This is a genomic window from Roseburia sp. AF25-13LB (assembly GCF_003478915.1).
Classification (GTDB): domain Bacteria; phylum Bacillota; class Clostridia; order Lachnospirales; family Lachnospiraceae; genus Roseburia_C; species Roseburia_C amylophila.
This window is the reverse complement of record NZ_QUFO01000002.1, coordinates 280768-297521: the sequence shown is the minus strand read 5'-3', so window position 1 is coordinate 297521 and position 16754 is coordinate 280768. Positions and strand designations below refer to the sequence as shown.

Here is a 16754-nt window from a genome sequence, read left to right as displayed (position 1 = left end):
TCTGTCCCTCATTGTTTTTAAAGGTTGGAGAATACTTTTATCAAAATTTAGTCTAATTTCCAAATATCTTTGTTGTACTGCTCAATTGTACGGTCAGATGAGAAGAAGCCGGCTTTGCTGATGTTTGTCAGCATCATTTTTGCCCATGCTTTTCTATCTTCATAATCTGCAAGCATTTCATCTTTCTTTGCACGATAAGATTCGAAATCCGGAAGAGTCATGAACCAGTCTTTGTTGATTAACTCATTGAAAAGTCTCTCTAAATTCTCTGCATTTCCGATTGCTTTCATTTCATCACTTACGATGAAGTCGATTGCACGTTTGATATCTGCATCATTATCATAATACTTGCGTGATACATAATCAGCTTTTGCGTAATGCTCAATTACTTCGTCAGAAGACTCTCCGAAGATGTAGATGTTATCATCTCCTACTAACTGATGCATTTCTACGTTTGCTCCGTCCATGGTTCCGATTGCTACTGCACCATTTAACATGAACTTCATGTTAGATGTTCCGGATGCCTCTTTAGAAGCTAAGGAAATCTGCTCATGGATATCTGCTGCCGGGATTAATTTCTCAGCTAAAGTAACATTGTAGTTCTCTACCATAACAACCTGTAAGTATGGACTTACTTCCGGGTCATTTGCGATTAACTGCTGTAAGCAGAGAATTAAATGGATAATGTCTTTTGCAATGATGTAAGCCGGAGCTGCCTTTGCACCAAAGATTGCGGTAATCTTTCTTGCCGGTTTCTTTCCTGCTTTGATTTCAAAATATTTGTTAATTACATAGAGTGCATTCATCTGCTGTCTCTTGTACTCATGTAATCTCTTAATCTGAATATCAAATACTGAGTTCTCATCTAAGTCGATGTTCTGTGTTGCCTTTAAGTAGTTCTTAAGAACAACTTTGTTCTCAGTCTTGATTGCAAGCAATTTGTCTAATACTGCATCGTCATTTACGAACTGTCCTAATTTTTCCAGTTCCATTGCATCTTTCTTGAATCCTGGTCCAATCAGTTCTTCGATTAAGGATGTCAATCCCTTATCACAGTGTAATAACCAACGACGGAATGTGATACCGTTTGTCTTGTTGTTGAACTTCTCAGGATAAATCTTGTAGAAGTTATTTAACTCAGAATCTTTTAAGATTTCTGTATGAAGGTATGCAACACCATTTACGCTGAATCCGTAGTGGATATCCATATGAGCCATGTGTACACGTTTTTCATCATCAATGATGTATACAGACTTGTCATCATATTTAGCAACTACACGGTTGTTTAATTCGTAGATGATTGGCATTAACTGTGGAACAACTTTCTCTAAGAAAGAGATTGGCCATTTCTCTAATGCTTCTGCTAAGATGGTGTGATTGGTATATGCACAACACTTGGAAACGATTGCAATAGCCTCGTCCATGCCGATTCCTCTTTCCATTAACAGACGAATCATCTCCGGAATTACCATAGATGGATGGGTATCATTAATCTGGATTACTGCATAATCAGCAAGATCATGTAAGTTACATCCTCTTTCTACTGCCTCATCTAAGATTAACTGTGCAGCGTTGCTTACCATGAAGTACTGCTGGTAAACACGAAGGAGACGTCCCTTGTCATCGCTGTCATCCGGATATAAGAATAATGTCAGGTTTTTCTTGATATCCTCTTTGTCAAAGTCAATTCCATCCCCAACGATGCTCTCATCTACTGTTTCGATATCGAATAAATGAAGCTTGTTGGTTGTGTTTTCATATCCGGTAACATCAATATCATATAATTTTGAAATTACATTAAATCCACCAAACTGTACCTGATAGCTCTTATCTGTCTTTGTCAGCCAGCTTTCATCCTGAATCCAAGGATTCTTGGTTTCTTTCTGAAGGTTGTTTTCAAATACCTGTTTGAATAATCCGTAATGATAGTTAAGTCCAACTCCATCACCGTTTAATCCTAATGTTGCAATAGAATCAAGGAAGCATGCTGCAAGTCTTCCAAGACCACCGTTACCAAGTGATGGTTCCGGCTCAACCTCTTCAATTGCACAGATGTCTTTGCCATTTGCTGCAAGTACATCTCTTACTTCATCATATACACCTAAATTAATCAGGTTGTTGGAGAGAAGTTTTCCAATTAAGAACTCTGCGGAAATATAATATAATTTTTTCTTTCCGTTGTGGTTTTCTTTCTTCTCAGCCATTGCTTTTGTCATCTCTAATAATGCGAAGTATAATTCTTCATTAGAGCAATCAGCAATTCCCTTGTTATATTTCTTTGTTACGATTTCCTGTAAATTCATTTTTGACCCTCCGTAAAATTTGAATTCAGTTCGTTCTCTTATGTATGCATTATCTAACATTTCTTTTACATTTTCTTGTAATATACCGGTCAAAAGTGGTACAATACTATCATATTTCGGAGATTTTAGAAAAAATCACTTTTTTGTACATTTTGACGAAAGGCGTTTCCCATGAATATTCTCGAATATGAAAATTACCAGGAAAAAAAATCACATGGTTCAGAAAGTTTCCCATATATCACCTATCCCTGTTCAATTCCCTTAGATTTTGAGCGGGTGCCTGCCCACTGGCATGATGAAACGGAAATTATCTACATCAAAAAAGGCTGCGGACTGATTACCGTAGATTTGGAAGAATACCCGGTTCAGGAAGGAAGTATTCTTCTGATTCTTCCGGGACAGGTTCATTCCATTGAACAGTATCTCGATTACAAAATGGAATATATTAATATTATTTTTAAACTGGAAATGCTCCTTGCCAAACAGACAGACATCTGTAACAGTCGCTACTTTACACCGCTTTTAGACGGCACACTGCGGCTTACCACACATTTTACACCGGGTATGCCATTCTATAACGAGGTTGCCGGTTGTATCAATGCTGCGGATGCAGTCTGCAGGACCAATCCCCCGGCCTTCCAGCTTGTGATTAAAGGACAGCTTTTCCTGCTCTTTTCCATTCTGATCTCTAACTGCTGCGAAACAAGCGTCTCCCGCAAGAACCAGAAATCCCTGGAAAAGATGAAACGCATCATTAAATATATTGAGACAAATTATGCCAGTAAAATTTCCATTGAAGAAATGGCAGATGCGCTGGACTTAAGCCAGTCTCATTTTATGAAGTTTTTCAAAAATACCATGGGAACTACTTTTACAGAATATTTAAATGATTACCGGCTGACCATGGCCAGCCGGCTGCTTATTTCGTCTGAAGCTTCTATATTAGACATTGCCGCTGAAGTAGGCTTTGACAACCTCTCTTACTTCAACCGGCTGTTTAAGAAACGCTTTTATGTTACACCCCGCGAGTACCGGAAGCGTTTTGCAGGATAAGTTCTTTTACTTTTTTCATATCCATTGCAGGCAGGTAATAGGTACTGTCCGGCTTTTGGTCATCTTTTGGAGAAATATTCGAATGAATGTAAAAAGTATCAAGACCTGCCTCTTTTGCCCCGTTGATGTCACAGCGTACATCATTTCCTATCATCAGTGTTTTCTTCACATCCAGATGATACTTTTCTATCAGTTGTTCAAAAAAACGGATGTCTGGTTTCTTGGTTCCATAATCGGATGAAATTAAAATATCGTCAAAATATTTTGTAATATCCAAATAATTCATCTCATATTCCGTAAAGATTCTCTGGGCATTGGATAAAAGATATACCTTTTTACCACATTTTTTCAATGCTTTTAATAATTCTCTTACGCCATCATAAATCCGCACATACTCCATGGTCAGTACCCGGAAGAACTGTCCGGTATGAACTGCCAGTGCATCATCAGCCTTTATCCCCTTCTTCGCATAAAGCTCTTTGAATACTTCTTCAATGCGAATCTCCGGAAATGCCTCATGGGCATAGTGTGGCTCCTTTTCCAACTCTCCCTTTAAATCTGTCTCTTTGCTTTGAATCAATGCCAGATAAGATTCCTGTAATTCCTGCGGGGCATATAAAGCTCCATGAAATCCGTAAAACAGACTCAGTTTTTCCCATACCTTAGCATCGTTTTCCTCTGTATGGATATCTACCAGTGTTCCATACAGGTCAAACACATAATTGTCGTACATATTACCTTCCATCCCCTACTTTTATTTAAACATCTTTGTCTTAGCAAAGATTAATGCAACAATGAGACTGCATACCACTGCGATTAATACGATAATAAGAAATCCATAAGGACTCTCTGCGAACGGCATTCCCTTTGCAGCCACATTCATGCCATATGCTGAGAATATCATAGTCGGAACAGAAAGTACAGCTGTAATTATGGCAAGCACCTTCATTACCACATTCAGATTGTTGGAAATAACTGATGCAAAAGCATCCATCATTCCGCTCAAAATGCCGCTGTAAATATTTGCCATCTCAATTGCCTGCTTGTTTTCAACAATAACATCCTCAAGAAGTTCTTCATCTTCCTGATATTTTTTAATATTGTCATTTTTAAATAATTTTTCCAGTACCACCTCATTGGAGCGGAGTGCTGTCGTAAAGTAAACCAGACTCTTTTCCAGTTTCAAAAGCTCGATTAACTCCCGGTTCTGTGTGGACTTGTGCAGCTTGTTTTCCACAATTTCACTCTGGCGGTCAATACTTCTTAAGTACTGTAAGAAAAGAGAGGATGTCCGGTACAAAATCTGAAGCACAAAGCGGGAACGCATGGCAGGATTAAAATCCCGCACCGTACCATTAGCAAATGCTTCTAATATCGGAGTCTTTTCAAGACTTACTGTAATGACTGCTTTTTTTACCACAAAAATAGAAAGTGGAATAGTATCATAAAGTTCCTTATCATTATGGGTTTCAATATTCGGGATATTAACCAATACCATGGTATAATTCTCGTCTGTTTCAATACGCGAGCGCTCGTCCGTATCCAGTGCAGAACGCATGGCATCTGCATCAATTCCATACTGATTTACCATTGCTGCGACTTCTGCCTCTGTTGGATTTACAAGGGATATCCAGCAATCCTCCCCTGGTGATTCAATTTCGGTGATACGGTTCTGTTCACTGCAATAGTACTTAATCATCTTTCCACTTCCTTTCTCTTCTTTTCCTGTAAAAAAAAGTCCCCATCAAAGCCGGAACACTTTGACAAGGGAATCTTGCTTAATCCTTTTTTAGTATATTTCCACCCCCTTTGTTTGTCAACCCTGGCTCATATATTTTCTCATCTGTAGTAATATTTTCTTCTCCATGCGGCTGACCTGCACCTGACTGGTGCCAAGCTTTGCTGCAATCTGGCTTTGCGTGGCATTTTCAAAATAACGCATCTTAATCAGCTGCTGCTCCCTTCCGGATAACTGTTGCAGCAATTCTTCTATCAGAAGCTTATTTTCCAGTTCTTCCTGCGCATTCTTCTTATCCTTTAACCGGTCTAATAGATAGATTTCACTGCCATCTGACTGATAGACGCTCTGGTAAATGGATTCTACTTCTCCATTGGCTTCCACTGCAAGGACAATCTCTTCCTCCGAAAGCCCGGTTTTTTCTGCCAGTTCCTTTAACTCCGGCTCCCTTCCAAGCATGTCTGTCAGTTCCTTTCTTGCATTGCTGATAAGATAGCCTTTTTCTTTCATGCTCCTGCTGACCTTCACCATGCCATCATCCCTCAGGAAGCGGCGGATTTCTCCCATAATCACCGGTACTGCATAAGTGGAAAAGCATACCTCATAACTTACATCAAATTTATCCACTGCCTTCATCAGTCCGATGCATCCAATCTGAAACAGTTCTTCTTTATCATGTCCTCTTCCTAAAAATCTTTGTACCACACTCCAGACCAGTCCCTGATTTCCAAGCACCAGCGTATCTCTTGCCTGCTTATCCCCTTTGTGTGCCCGTTTGATATAAGCAATTGTCTGTTCCATTCTCCACTTAACTTTCCCGCACCAGATTTTTTTTCATTTTTATAACAGTTCCTTCTCCGACCTTTGACCGTACTTCTACTTCATCCATGAAAGCCTCCATAAAAGAAAAGCCCATACCGGACCGCTCCAGCTCCGGCCTTGTCGTAAAAAACGGCTCCTTTGCCCGTTCAATATCCGCAATTCCCTTCCCGCTGTCTTTTACGGTAATATGTACGGTACTTCCGGAAAGACAGCACTGCATCACTACCGTTCCTTCCTTTTCTTCATAGCCATGGATAATGGCATTGGTTACCGCCTCCGATACCGCAGTTTTAATATCCTCTAACTCATCCAGTGTGGGATTCATCTGGGCGCAAAATGCTGCTACCGCTACTCTGGCAAATCCTTCATTTACGGATAATGCCTCAAATTCCAGTTTCATCTCATTTCTTCTTTCCATATTTACAGCCTCCATTTTCATACCTACTTCTTCTCCCCTTCTTTCATCTGAACCAGTTTATGCAGACCTGATACCACAAAAATTTTCCGGATCCGCTCATTCATATTCTCTGCCACCACTTTTCCGCCGCTGTAATTCATGTTCCGGCACCTTCCGATTACCACGCCAATTCCTGAGCTGTCCATAAATTCTGTACCGGCAAAATCAAAAACCAGTTTGTTAACCCGGTAAGAATCAATCAGTAAATCTGCCTCTGCCCGCAGCTGTGTGGCGCAATGATGATCCAACTCCTTTGGCACCCGGATGGTAAGACATCCATTTTCTAATTCATACTTAAATTCCATTCTTCTATCCTCCATATACATTACGTAAAAAGAATGTGCCCTGGCACATTCCCGCGCCTGCGGCGGTCTCTTGCGACATCTACCTTATACGCCGCAGTGTGCATCCTCGCGGTGCGTTTTGTAGTTTACAGGAAAGCAATTTCCTGTAAACTACAAAAGACGCCCGGCAATCTGCCTGACGTCTTTTGTAAACTGTTTTTCTTTATTCTGTTACTGTTCTGCATTCTGTAATTCTTCCAGATAGCGGGAAGAATTGGCTGCACGTTCCGTATTCGGATAACCATCAATCACTTTCTGATAGTATTCGATGGCTTTTTCATTCTCGCCCAGATTCCGGTAGGTCTGTGCCAGATAATAAATCGCATTGCCATCCTGGTATGCCTCATCCATCTCTACTACCTTTTCAAATCCGGTCTTCGCTTCTTCATAGTTATAATTACTGTATGCCTGATAACTGTCTGCATAAGTCACCTGAAGATACTGGTCATTTACAGTTGCGTTGATATTCTGATAAATTTCCTTTGCGGTATCGGAAAGGTTTTCTTCCTTCACACCGGAAAGTGCATCTCCTGCTGCTGTAATATCTCCCTCCTGGAAGGATTTATATGCTGAAAGCAGCTGGTCATAGCTGTTAATCTTATTGGAAGTCTCCTCGGAATCGCTTTTTGCAGAAGACACCTGCTGGTTCAGGTCATCAATCTGATTTTCCAGATTGGTAATCTGCTGATTCTTCGTGGTTATGGTATCATTTGCCTGAACCACTGACGTATTGGCATCACTCTTTGCCTTCTGTCTTACACTTGGCACTACAAGGAAACAGGTGACTGCAACACCAATTGCCACCCCAAGCAAAATGGTCAGTATTGTGGCAAAACCTGAAGTATCTTTGAATTTTGTCGGCTGGATAATGAGGTCATTTCCACTCTTATAGGAAATAAGGTCATCTTCTTTCTTTTTCTTCTTACCGCTGTTGGCACTGCGCAGCATCTGATTGGTCTCTTTCATGTAACGCAGTGTAATCGTATTGCTGGAATCAATTTTCATAGCTGCCCGCAATGACTTCTTTGCCTGCTCGAATTTATTCTCTTTCATGTACAAAAGAGCCAGCAGCTGATGTCCCTTTACCAGTTTCGGGTTTAAGGACAATACCTTCTTCAACTGGATAATTGCAAGATCTGTACTATTCTGTCTGCAATATAACAATGCCTGATTGTATTTCTTAATGGTCTGATTTACCGTTTCTAACTGTGCCGGATTCTTCTGCACAGCGTCCAGATAACGTCCTGCATCATTATCCTTTGGCTGAAGGCTCTTACTAATCACCCATTCACCCATGGCAGATACCGCCTCACCGGTCTCAAAAAGTACCAGTCCCAGGAGATTTCTTGCCTGAATGTTCGTCTTATCAAACCGAAGACTCTTCTTAAGACTTTCAATCGCTCCGGATAAATCACGGACATTGCTTCGCTCTAATCCCTGATTATAATAATAATTAGAGGTCATCACAATTTTCTTATATACTTTTACGTCAATTCCACAGTTCGGACAACGGTTGTCCCCTGTCAGATCTGCTCCGCAATTATAACATTTCATACTTTACCTCACTTAACGAATTCTACTGTCGTCTTGCTTCTTTCATCATTTCTCTTAAAATGTCTGTCATATCCGTTAAGTCCTGATTGTAAATAGCTTCCTCTGCCTCTTCTACTTCCAGGCTTGGTTTGAATTTCTTTAATTCTTCTTCAAAATCTATCATGCTTCATTTCCTCCTGCTATCTTTTCCAATTCTCCAATCAAATACAGGGAACCCGCACAGAATACCATCTGGTTGTCCTTCCTGTATTCCTTTACATATCTGTATGCCTGTGCACAGTCTTCTATTACTACTGTTTCCCGGCCGTTTGCCATAAATTCATCCTGCAATTTCAATGGGTCAATTCCACGGCTGTCCGGGATGCGGGTCAGTACAATACTATCCCACGAAACTTCCTTGCACAGTACTTTTACTGCTTCTTTATGATTCTTCTCTTCCATCATGGAAAAAAGAAGAACTGGCTTTTCTTCCGCAATCTTCTGCACATTTTTCACAAAGTGGGCAATACCATCTGCATTATGTGCTCCATCAAAATAGATAAATGGCTCTGCCTGCTGCATTCTGCCCATCCATCTGGTATGTTCCATTGCAGAGATAATCTCTGCTTTTCCAATTCCGGTTTCCACCTGAAGGACAGATAACGCCCGATATGCCAGTGACGCATTCATCATCTGATATTCTGCCGGAAACGGGATTTTCAAATCAACAACATCATACCCATTGGTATAACAAAAATCAATAGTTTTCCCGGTTATTTTATGAATTTTAAGACTTTCTAAAGAAATACAGTAATAAGGTGCTCTTTTTGCCCTTGCAGTCTGCCTTATCACTTCTGCCGCTGTTTCATTACTTCCATCAAAGATAACAGGAACGCCTTCTTTGATAATCCCTGCCTTTTCTCCTGCAATTGCTTCAATGGAATCTCCTAAAATCTGTGTATGCTCGAGACTGATAGATGTAATAATCGTAAGCAACGGTTCCTCAAATACATTCGTTGCATCTAACCTTCCGCCAAGTCCGGTCTCTAAAATAAGATAATGTACTTTCCGCTTCTGAAAAAGATACATGCCCATGGCAAAAAGATATTCAAAAAATGCTGGATGCGGCAGTCCTTCTGCTTCCATCTGCTCTACCACCTTCTGCACTGCCTCAAAGCTTTCTACAAATTCTTCCTGACTGCACTTTTCGCCATTGATTACGAAACGTTCTTCCATGCATACAAGGTGCGGAGAAGTAAAGAGTCCCACTTCATATCCATGTTCCACCAGCACCTGATTGATAAATGCACACACACTTCCCTTGCCATTGCTTCCTGCCACATGGATGATTTCAAACTGATGCTCTCTGATAGAAAGCCTCCGCAGAATCTCTTTCGTATGCTCTAAACTGTTTTTCTTTGTGAACTTTGGTATTTCATATATATAATTGCAAATCTCTTCATAAGTCATTTTTGTCACCACTTTTCTAAGTATAATATAGTGGAAAATTTTTTCAAGAGGTTATCCTGTTTCCATAAAAAGTTTTCGCCGCAGAAACTGCGGCGAATCGACAATACCTGTCTTTTAACTTTTGTAACTATTTCATCTGAGCCAGACGCTCCTGTACGGTAGCCATCATCTGCTCATATTTTGCAAGCTTATCTTTCTCTTCCTGAATCTTTGCAGCAGGTGCCTTGCTTACAAACTTCTCATTATTTAACATGCCGTGGGAGCGGGCAAGTTCTTTCTTAAGACGCTCTTCTTCTTTCAAAAGACGCTCTTTTTCTTTTTCCATATCTACCAGGTCTTCCAACGGCATGTATACAACAGCTCCCGGAATAACTACGGATACTGCATCTTCTCCGATTCCTGCCTTATCGGACTGGACATCAATCTCGCTGGCACTGATAAGATTCTGGTATGTTTTCTTCATGCTCTCGAAGGTCTCACAAAGTGCTTTGTCTTCAGATACGATAAATACCTTTGCCTTTCTGGATGGTGGAACATCCATCTCTGTTCTTAAGTTACGGATGCCTTTTACCAGCTCTTTTACATGAGCAAGCATCTCTTCTTCTGCCGAGAAATTCCACTCTTCTTTGTAAACCGGCCAGTCAGCCAGCATAATGGTCTCTTCCTGCGGATTTAAGGTACAGTAGATTTCTTCTGTGATAAATGGCATATATGGATGTAATAATTTTAATGCCTGTCCTAATACAGTACGAAGTGTCCAGAGTGCACTGTTGGCAGCCCTGGCATCCTCGTCTTTCTTATAAGTACGAACTTTGGCAATCTCGATATACCAGTCACAGAATTCATCCCAGATAAAGTCATATACTTTCTGTACTGCAATACCAAGTTCGAATTTATCCATATTTTCTGTTACATCTTTGGTCAATGTATTAACTGCTGAAAGAATCCATTTATCTTCCGGTGCCAGGTCAGAAATTGCAGGCTCTGTTACCTCCATGCCCTCTAAGTTCATCATAATGAAACGGGATGCATTCCACACTTTATTGGCAAAGTTACGGGATGCTTCTACACGCTCCCAGTAGAAACGCATATCATTTCCCGGTGCATTTCCGGTAATCAGTGTCAGTCTCAAGGCATCTGCACCATATTTATCAATAACCTCTAACGGGTCAATTCCATTTCCAAGAGATTTACTCATCTTACGGCCCTGGGAATCACGAACCAGTCCGTGGAATAATACAGTATGGAATGGTGCTTTGCCCATCTGCTCATATCCTGAGAAAATCATACGGATTACCCAGAAGAAAATAATATCGTATCCGGTTACTAATACATCATTCGGATAGAAATAATCTAAGTCTTCTGTTTTCTCCGGCCAGCCTAAGGTTGAAAATGGCCATAATGCAGAAGAGAACCAGGTATCCAGAGTATCCGGATCCTGTGTCATATGGGTGCAGCCGCACTTCGGGCATTTCTCCGGTGCGTTCTTAGATACTACCATTTCTCCGCATTCATCACAGTAATATGCAGGAATACGATGTCCCCACCAGAGCTGTCTGGAAATACACCAGTCACGGATATTATCCGTCCAGTTAAAGTAGGTTTTCTCCATACGTTTTGGAAGGAGCTTGATATCTCCATTCTTTACACCTTCTACTGCCGGTTTGATTAAATCATCCATTTTTACAAACCACTGCTGTTTAATCATTGGCTCTACGGTTGTGCCACAGCGGTCATGGGTTCCTACGTTATGGGAATGCGGAACAACTTTTACCAAAAGTCCTTCCTTCTCTAAATCCTCTACCAGTGCTTTCCGGCATTCGTATCTGTCCATGCCCGCATATTTGCCGGCTTTGCTGTTCATGGTTGCATCATCATTGATAACAACGATTTCTTCCAGATTATGACGTTTTCCCACTTCAAAGTCGTTCGGGTCATGAGCCGGTGTAATCTTTACACATCCGGTTCCAAATTCTTTATCTACATAGGAGTCTGCAATAACCGGAATCTCACGGTCTGTCATCGGAAGCTTTAACATTTTTCCGATAATATCCTGATAACGTTCATCATCCGGATTTACTGCTACTGCAGTATCACCAAATAAAGTCTCCGGACGGGTGGTTGCGATTTCTACGAATCTTCCCGCTTCCCCTACTACCGGATAATTGATATGCCAGAAGAAGCCATCCTGTTCTTCATGTTCTACCTCGGCATCGGAAATAGATGTCTTGCAGACAGGACACCAGTTTACAATACGGGAGCCTTTATAAATAAGACCTTTTTCATATAATTTTATAAATACTTCAAGAACTGCATCAGAGCATCCTTTATCCATGGTAAAACGTTCTCTGCTCCAGTCTGCGGAAGAACCCATTTTCTTTAACTGGTTGATGATGCGGCTGCCATACTCATCCTTCCACTCCCAGCATTTTTCTAAGAAGCCTTCTCTTCCGAGGTCATTCTTGTCAATTCCCTGCTTCTTTAAGGAATCAATAACCTTTACCTCTGTTGCAATGGCTGCATGGTCTGTTCCCGGCTGCCATAATGCATTATATCCCTGCATTCTCTTGTAACGGATTAATATATCCTGCATGGTATTATCCAATGCATGTCCCATATGAAGCTGTCCGGTAATATTTGGCGGCGGCATTACAATGGTAAACGGTTTCTTGCTGCGGTCAGCCTGTGCATGGAAATATCCATTGTCTTCCCATTTCTTATAAAGTCGGTCTTCAATCCCTTTTGGGTCGTAGGTTTTTGCAAGTTCTTTGCTCATAATTGTTCTCCTTTTTCTAAATTGGACGTTTCGTAATTTGTAAAAGCATTATTTTTATTCATAGACATTTCAGTTATCTGAAAGGTTTAGGACTTTTGATAGGAAATACTGCTGTTCTAAAGGCACATGTTTTTCTTTACAGAAAAACAATTTTCTGTAAAGTTAAAAAGCCCTCCCTATCCAACTGGATAAGAAGGGCGAATCAGCGCGGTACCACCTTCGTTATACATAGTATCTATGCATATCTCTTCTCCGTAACGTGGAGTGCCGGGAAAACTTATGCCTTGTTGAAATTCTTTATATGATTCCGGTTACAGGCTTTCTGGGTCTTCCGGTTCGAAAGCTACCTTCCATCTGTCGTATTCAGACAACCTTTCAGCCGATGAGCCGTCCTCTCTTAGAACCGTACCGATGTACTCCTCTTTCTCATTACCTTTATCTCTAGGCATTATATTAAATTTGCCAGGCACTTTTGTCAAGGGTGAGTTTTTTATTCTTCAAAATTCTTTATAATTCCTTTCGAAATGCCATAAAAATCCATTCTCATTGCCTGTATCCTATGTTATAATAAACGAAAACGAGAAAAATTTATACTGTAATGACAAAGGGAGAGTTTTTATGTCTATGCTAAATTTAAAAGAACTGGATTCTATGCATTTAAGCGTTCTAGCTGAAATTGGCAACATCGGTTCCGGTAATGCTGCTACTGCACTGGCAGGCCTCTTAAATACACCGGTAGATATTGAAGTGCCAAATATCTGCCTGATGGATTATGCCAAAGCTGCAGATTATCTTGGTGGGGCAGATAAAACTGCTATTGGTATGACTGTAAATGTAAAAGGTGATATGAATGGTGTTATGCTTCAGATTGTGGAGAAAGAATTTACCAGCCGGCTTATCAACACCTTTTATGAAAAAAATGTCGATTCCATTGATTCACTGAATGATATGGATTTATCCGTATTGCGCGAAATGGCAAACATCACAACTGCTGCTTATGTAAATTCTATTGCAAAAATGACAAATACCTTTATTGATATTGAACCACCGCAGAACCATCTTGGTACCATTGGTGAAATTCTGGCTGTCCCGGAAAAAGAATTTACAAGACTGGATTATCAGGTTCTCTTTATTGATGAACGGTTAAGTTTTGCCCATACCCAGATTAAAAGTGCCATGATTCTGATTCTTGAAATAGACTCTATGAAAGTGCTTTTTGAAGGACTTGGTATCGATTTATAACATTGTAAAAGACAAAAAAGGACGTTCCCGTCTGGAATAATTTCCATTCAGGAACGTTCTTTTTCTCTACTCTTCTTCTTTGTCCTCATCTGCAATTGCCGCTGCGGCCCCGGATACTGCGGCTACTACCGCTATTACAGCTACAATTATTACAAATAAGATTAAAATTCCAAGGAAAATCAGAAATCCACCCTCTGTCATCTTATTACCTCCTCCTTGTGCCAGATATCTATAGTATACTACGATTCTGTATTATCGTCTATAAATTCTATCATATGACGGATATCCTGCATCTCGCAGTCCATTTCTGTAATTACATCTGCAACATGCTTTAATTTATCTGCTATTTCTTCTGAATTATTAATATGTTTCTTATAGCGAAGCTTGTGCTCAAGACTCGCCCAGAAATCCATGGCAATGGTCCGGAGCTGCACCTCCACTTTCATATGGCGCTTCTCGTTCGATAAAAATATCGGCACATCTACAATCAGATGCAGACTACGGTATCCGTTATCCTTCGGATGTGCAATATAATCTTTCTTCTCTACCAGAATGATATCATCCTGCTGCAGCAGCAAATCTGCCATAGTATAAATATCTTCCTGAAAAGAACAGATGACACGCACTCCCGCAATATCAAACATATTCTCCTCAATTGCTTTCATGGAAAATCCAATGTTCTTCCGTTTGATTTTTTCAATAATACTTGCCGGTTTCTTCAGTCTTGTTTTTATGGACTCAATCGGATTCCTGTTATATTGTGTGGAAAACTGCTCATTTAATACCTTAAACTTTGTTTCCACTTCCATCATGGCACACCGGTAATACATCATCAAATCCCCAAAGGGTTTCATCTCACTTAAAAAATCCTCCGGATGTGCCTCGTCTTTTATTCTGCTAAAATCTAATGGATTCATCTTTTACTTTCCTCATAAGTTTATTTTTCTTACTTTTCTATCATATCAGAAAATACCCGAAACAACTATTAATTTTTTCTAAAGTTCTCGCAGCGCTCACCAAAGTCTGGCAGAAAAGAAGTTCGCTCAAACAAACCTGGCTCCTTCTTTTCTGCCAGACTTTTTCTCGCTACTTGCGTAACAAAGAATGTGCCTTGGCACATTCTCGCGCCTGCGGCGGTCGCTTGCGACATCTACCTTATACGCCGCAGTGTGCATCCTCGCGGAGCGTTTTTTACTTTACAGGAAAGCAATTTCCTGTAAAGTAAAAAAACAGCAGTGTCTATGTTTTCTTCAACATATTTAAGACACTGCTGTTTTATCTGCCTTATCGGTGGCTTTGCTTTATAGATGACTAAGGGTTACCTTTTGTTATCCGTTTTTAGTTTTTCTGCCCTAAAGTTACGGTTACCGTCTGTTCCTGATACTGTCCATCTGTCTGACGTTCAAATACAACTTCTACAGAATCACCTGCTGCACAATACTTAATCGCATCATTTAATTCTGTTGTAGATGAAACCTTGCTTCCATCAAAGGATGTGATAATATCTCCTGCCTGTAAGCCTGCCTGCTCTGCCGGTGAACCTTCCTTTACCTGATAGAGATATATTCCTTCCGGCATATTATAGGTCTGTGCAACGGCGGAGGATACATCTACACCTGAGATTCCAAGATATGCGGAACGGGATTCATCCACCTGTTCCCGGTTGATTAATTTTTCAATAATCGGAGACGCTGTATTAATCGGGATAGCATAGCCCATACCTTCTACACTGGTATCAGAATATTTTACAGAACTGATACCGATTACTTCACCCTTGGCATTCAGTAATGCGCCACCACTATTACCAGGGTTAATAGCCGCATCAGTCTGTATCAGTTCATTGGTGGTGGTAGAACCGTCATCATTTTCTACGGACACCTCTCGGTTCAATGCACTGATAACACCGGTTGTAACAGACTGCCCATAACCTAACGCATTTCCGATTGCGACTGCTGCCTGACCTACACTTAAGTCATCAGAATTGCCAAGGGTTGCAACCTTAATGGTACTTAAGGTGTCTGCGCTGATATCGGAAATCGGAACTGCAACGACTGCTAAGTCACTTCCTGCATCTGTTCCTTTTACTTCTGCGGCTACTGTGCTGTCATCTGAGAACTGCACGGTAATACTTTGGGCACCGGATACCACATGATTATTCGTTGCTACATAGATGTACTGGTCATCCTGGCTTACTATGATTCCGGAACCACAGCTTTCCTGTGGCTGTGATGCAGTATATCCATACCAGGTGCTTACCTGTTTTTCACTCATATTCGTAATTGCAACAATAGATGGCATTACATTATCTGCAATATCTGAGACATCCGTCAAATCGGTTACTGCTTTGGATGAAGTATTTGCTGCCTTAACGGTATCTCCGCTGCTGCTCTTATTCAGGGAAGCCTCTGTCTTAGCAGATTCAGAGTTGCTCCACTTCGTTCCAAGCAGCTGATTTGTTCCCGCAAATACGCTTCCTGAAATCAATCCAAAGACTAATGCAATAGCTGCACATTTTGCAAGTTTTACACCAAATCCACCTTTACCATGTTCTTTCTTTACTTTTTCTTTCCGTTTTTTCTTCTGCTGATTCTGTCCATATGGCTGTGTTCCGTGACTATAATAGGCATTTCCCTGTCCATACTGGGTTCCCTGACTATAATAGGCATTTCCCTGTCCATACTGGGTTCCCTGACTGTAGCCCTGTGAAGTATTTCCGTTCACCTGACTGCTCCATGAAGTATTTGTTCCGTCTCCTGTCTGCTGGTTCGTCTGATTATATGAATAAGGAGAGCTGGAGTTAAAATTGTTGTTATAATTGTTTTCCATAAAGATTACTCCTTTCATCTCTTTGTTACTTTCTGATTATGATAATATCCATAAATTGTGTCAGTTCTGTGTTTATTTATTGAGAAAAATATGTTTCTTTTATGTTTAATTTGTAAAAAGCTCTGCAAAAGAGGATATATTTTACATTAGAATTTTTTCTATAAAAAAGGACATTTTATTTTCACACCGA

The 16754-nt window shown here is 40.5% G+C and carries 15 protein-coding genes; 2 read left to right on the top strand and 13 right to left on the bottom strand.

The window, feature by feature from the left end; translation table 11 throughout:
• Positions 1 to 47: 47 nt before the first annotated feature.
• On the bottom strand, positions 48 to 2303 hold the full coding sequence (locus DWY37_RS04585; RefSeq protein ID WP_118542111.1) for a glycogen/starch/alpha-glucan phosphorylase: 2256 nt from the start codon (positions 2301 to 2303) through the stop codon (positions 48 to 50).
• Positions 2304 to 2474: 171 nt separating this feature from the next.
• On the opposite strand from DWY37_RS04585, the gene DWY37_RS04580 reads away from it, so the two are divergent.
• A complete protein-coding gene (locus DWY37_RS04580) occupies positions 2475 to 3356 on the top strand; it encodes an AraC family transcriptional regulator (RefSeq protein ID WP_118056452.1) in 882 nt (293 codons plus the stop codon).
• Here the strand turns inward: DWY37_RS04580 and DWY37_RS04575 are convergent.
• The 9 genes from DWY37_RS04575 to DWY37_RS04540 all read right to left on the bottom strand — a co-directional run bounded on the left by DWY37_RS04575 (position 3319) and on the right by DWY37_RS04540 (position 12496).
• Positions 3319 to 4089 (bottom strand): HAD family hydrolase, encoded by a 771-nt coding sequence (locus DWY37_RS04575; RefSeq protein ID WP_243092088.1) that lies wholly within the window; start codon positions 4087 to 4089, stop codon positions 3319 to 3321. The genes DWY37_RS04580 and DWY37_RS04575 overlap by 38 nt on opposite strands.
• Positions 4090 to 4110: 21 nt before the next feature.
• Positions 4111 to 5055: a magnesium transporter CorA family protein gene (locus tag DWY37_RS04570; protein ID WP_022244422.1), complete on the bottom strand. Its 945-nt coding sequence runs from the start codon at positions 5053 to 5055 to the stop codon at positions 4111 to 4113.
• A 117-nt stretch (positions 5056 to 5172) separates the two neighbouring features.
• Positions 5173 to 5895, bottom strand: coding sequence for a SigF/SigG family RNA polymerase sporulation sigma factor (locus DWY37_RS04565; RefSeq protein ID WP_118056454.1), 723 nt, complete (start codon positions 5893 to 5895; stop codon positions 5173 to 5175).
• 7 nt (positions 5896 to 5902) lie between these two features.
• Positions 5903 to 6334, bottom strand: a complete 432-nt coding sequence (gene spoIIAB / locus DWY37_RS04560) for an anti-sigma F factor (protein WP_117697634.1) — start codon at positions 6332 to 6334, stop codon at positions 5903 to 5905.
• A 23-nt stretch (positions 6335 to 6357) separates the two neighbouring features.
• A complete protein-coding gene (locus DWY37_RS04555) occupies positions 6358 to 6678 on the bottom strand; it encodes an STAS domain-containing protein (protein ID WP_022244425.1) in 321 nt (106 codons plus the stop codon).
• 210 nt (positions 6679 to 6888) lie between these two features.
• Entirely contained in the window at positions 6889 to 8271 is a 1383-nt protein-coding gene (locus DWY37_RS04550) for a tetratricopeptide repeat protein (RefSeq protein WP_022244426.1), read from the bottom strand.
• Between the two features lie 22 nt (positions 8272 to 8293).
• Entirely contained in the window at positions 8294 to 8434 is a 141-nt protein-coding gene (locus tag DWY37_RS15945; RefSeq protein ID WP_022244427.1) for a hypothetical protein, read from the bottom strand.
• Positions 8431 to 9720, bottom strand: coding sequence for a bifunctional folylpolyglutamate synthase/dihydrofolate synthase (locus DWY37_RS04545; RefSeq protein WP_118542107.1), 1290 nt, complete (start codon positions 9718 to 9720; stop codon positions 8431 to 8433). The genes DWY37_RS15945 and DWY37_RS04545 overlap by 4 nt, the downstream gene beginning before the upstream one ends.
• Before the next feature lie 127 nt (positions 9721 to 9847).
• Positions 9848 to 12496, bottom strand: a complete 2649-nt coding sequence (locus DWY37_RS04540) for a valine--tRNA ligase (protein WP_117697463.1) — start codon at positions 12494 to 12496, stop codon at positions 9848 to 9850.
• Positions 12497 to 13114: 618 nt separating this feature from the next.
• On the opposite strand from DWY37_RS04540, the gene DWY37_RS04535 reads away from it, so the two are divergent.
• Entirely contained in the window at positions 13115 to 13738 is a 624-nt protein-coding gene (locus DWY37_RS04535; protein ID WP_117697461.1) for a chemotaxis protein CheC, read from the top strand.
• 66 nt (positions 13739 to 13804) lie between these two features.
• On the opposite strand, the gene DWY37_RS16260 is transcribed toward DWY37_RS04535, so the two are convergent.
• The 3 genes from DWY37_RS16260 to DWY37_RS04525 form a co-directional block, all read right to left on the bottom strand.
• Positions 13805 to 13939, bottom strand: a complete 135-nt coding sequence (locus DWY37_RS16260) for a hypothetical protein (protein WP_256385704.1) — start codon at positions 13937 to 13939, stop codon at positions 13805 to 13807.
• 38 nt (positions 13940 to 13977) lie between these two features.
• On the bottom strand, positions 13978 to 14655 hold the full coding sequence (locus tag DWY37_RS04530) for a GTP pyrophosphokinase (protein WP_117840515.1): 678 nt from the start codon (positions 14653 to 14655) through the stop codon (positions 13978 to 13980).
• Positions 14656 to 15076: 421 nt separating this feature from the next.
• Positions 15077 to 16564, bottom strand: a complete 1488-nt coding sequence (locus DWY37_RS04525) for a S1C family serine protease (RefSeq protein ID WP_117840512.1) — start codon at positions 16562 to 16564, stop codon at positions 15077 to 15079.
• Positions 16565 to 16754 lie beyond the last annotated feature (190 nt).

Coding starts and splice junctions, on each gene's coding strand:
- DWY37_RS16260 (WP_256385704.1), bottom strand. CDS start 13,939: ATGACAGAGGGTGGATTTCTGATTTTCCTTGGAATTTTAATCTTATTT.
- DWY37_RS04530 (WP_117840515.1), bottom strand. CDS start 14,655: ATGAATCCATTAGATTTTAGCAGAATAAAAGACGAGGCACATCCGGAG.
- DWY37_RS04575 (WP_243092088.1), bottom strand. CDS start 4,089: ATGTACGACAATTATGTGTTTGACCTGTATGGAACACTGGTAGATATC.
- DWY37_RS04570 (WP_022244422.1), bottom strand. CDS start 5,055: ATGATTAAGTACTATTGCAGTGAACAGAACCGTATCACCGAAATTGAA.
- DWY37_RS15945 (WP_022244427.1), bottom strand. CDS start 8,434: ATGATAGATTTTGAAGAAGAATTAAAGAAATTCAAACCAAGCCTGGAA.
- DWY37_RS04550 (WP_022244426.1), bottom strand. CDS start 8,271: ATGAAATGTTATAATTGCGGAGCAGATCTGACAGGGGACAACCGTTGT.
- DWY37_RS04535 (WP_117697461.1), top strand. CDS start 13,115: ATGTCTATGCTAAATTTAAAAGAACTGGATTCTATGCATTTAAGCGTT.
- DWY37_RS04545 (WP_118542107.1), bottom strand. CDS start 9,720: ATGACTTATGAAGAGATTTGCAATTATATATATGAAATACCAAAGTTC.
- DWY37_RS04580 (WP_118056452.1), top strand. CDS start 2,475: ATGAATATTCTCGAATATGAAAATTACCAGGAAAAAAAATCACATGGT.
- DWY37_RS04540 (WP_117697463.1), bottom strand. CDS start 12,496: ATGAGCAAAGAACTTGCAAAAACCTACGACCCAAAAGGGATTGAAGAC.
- DWY37_RS04565 (WP_118056454.1), bottom strand. CDS start 5,895: ATGGAACAGACAATTGCTTATATCAAACGGGCACACAAAGGGGATAAG.
- DWY37_RS04585 (WP_118542111.1), bottom strand. CDS start 2,303: ATGAATTTACAGGAAATCGTAACAAAGAAATATAACAAGGGAATTGCT.
- spoIIAB (WP_117697634.1), bottom strand. CDS start 6,334: ATGGAAAGAAGAAATGAGATGAAACTGGAATTTGAGGCATTATCCGTA.
- DWY37_RS04555 (WP_022244425.1), bottom strand. CDS start 6,678: ATGGAATTTAAGTATGAATTAGAAAATGGATGTCTTACCATCCGGGTG.
- DWY37_RS04525 (WP_117840512.1), bottom strand. CDS start 16,564: ATGGAAAACAATTATAACAACAATTTTAACTCCAGCTCTCCTTATTCA.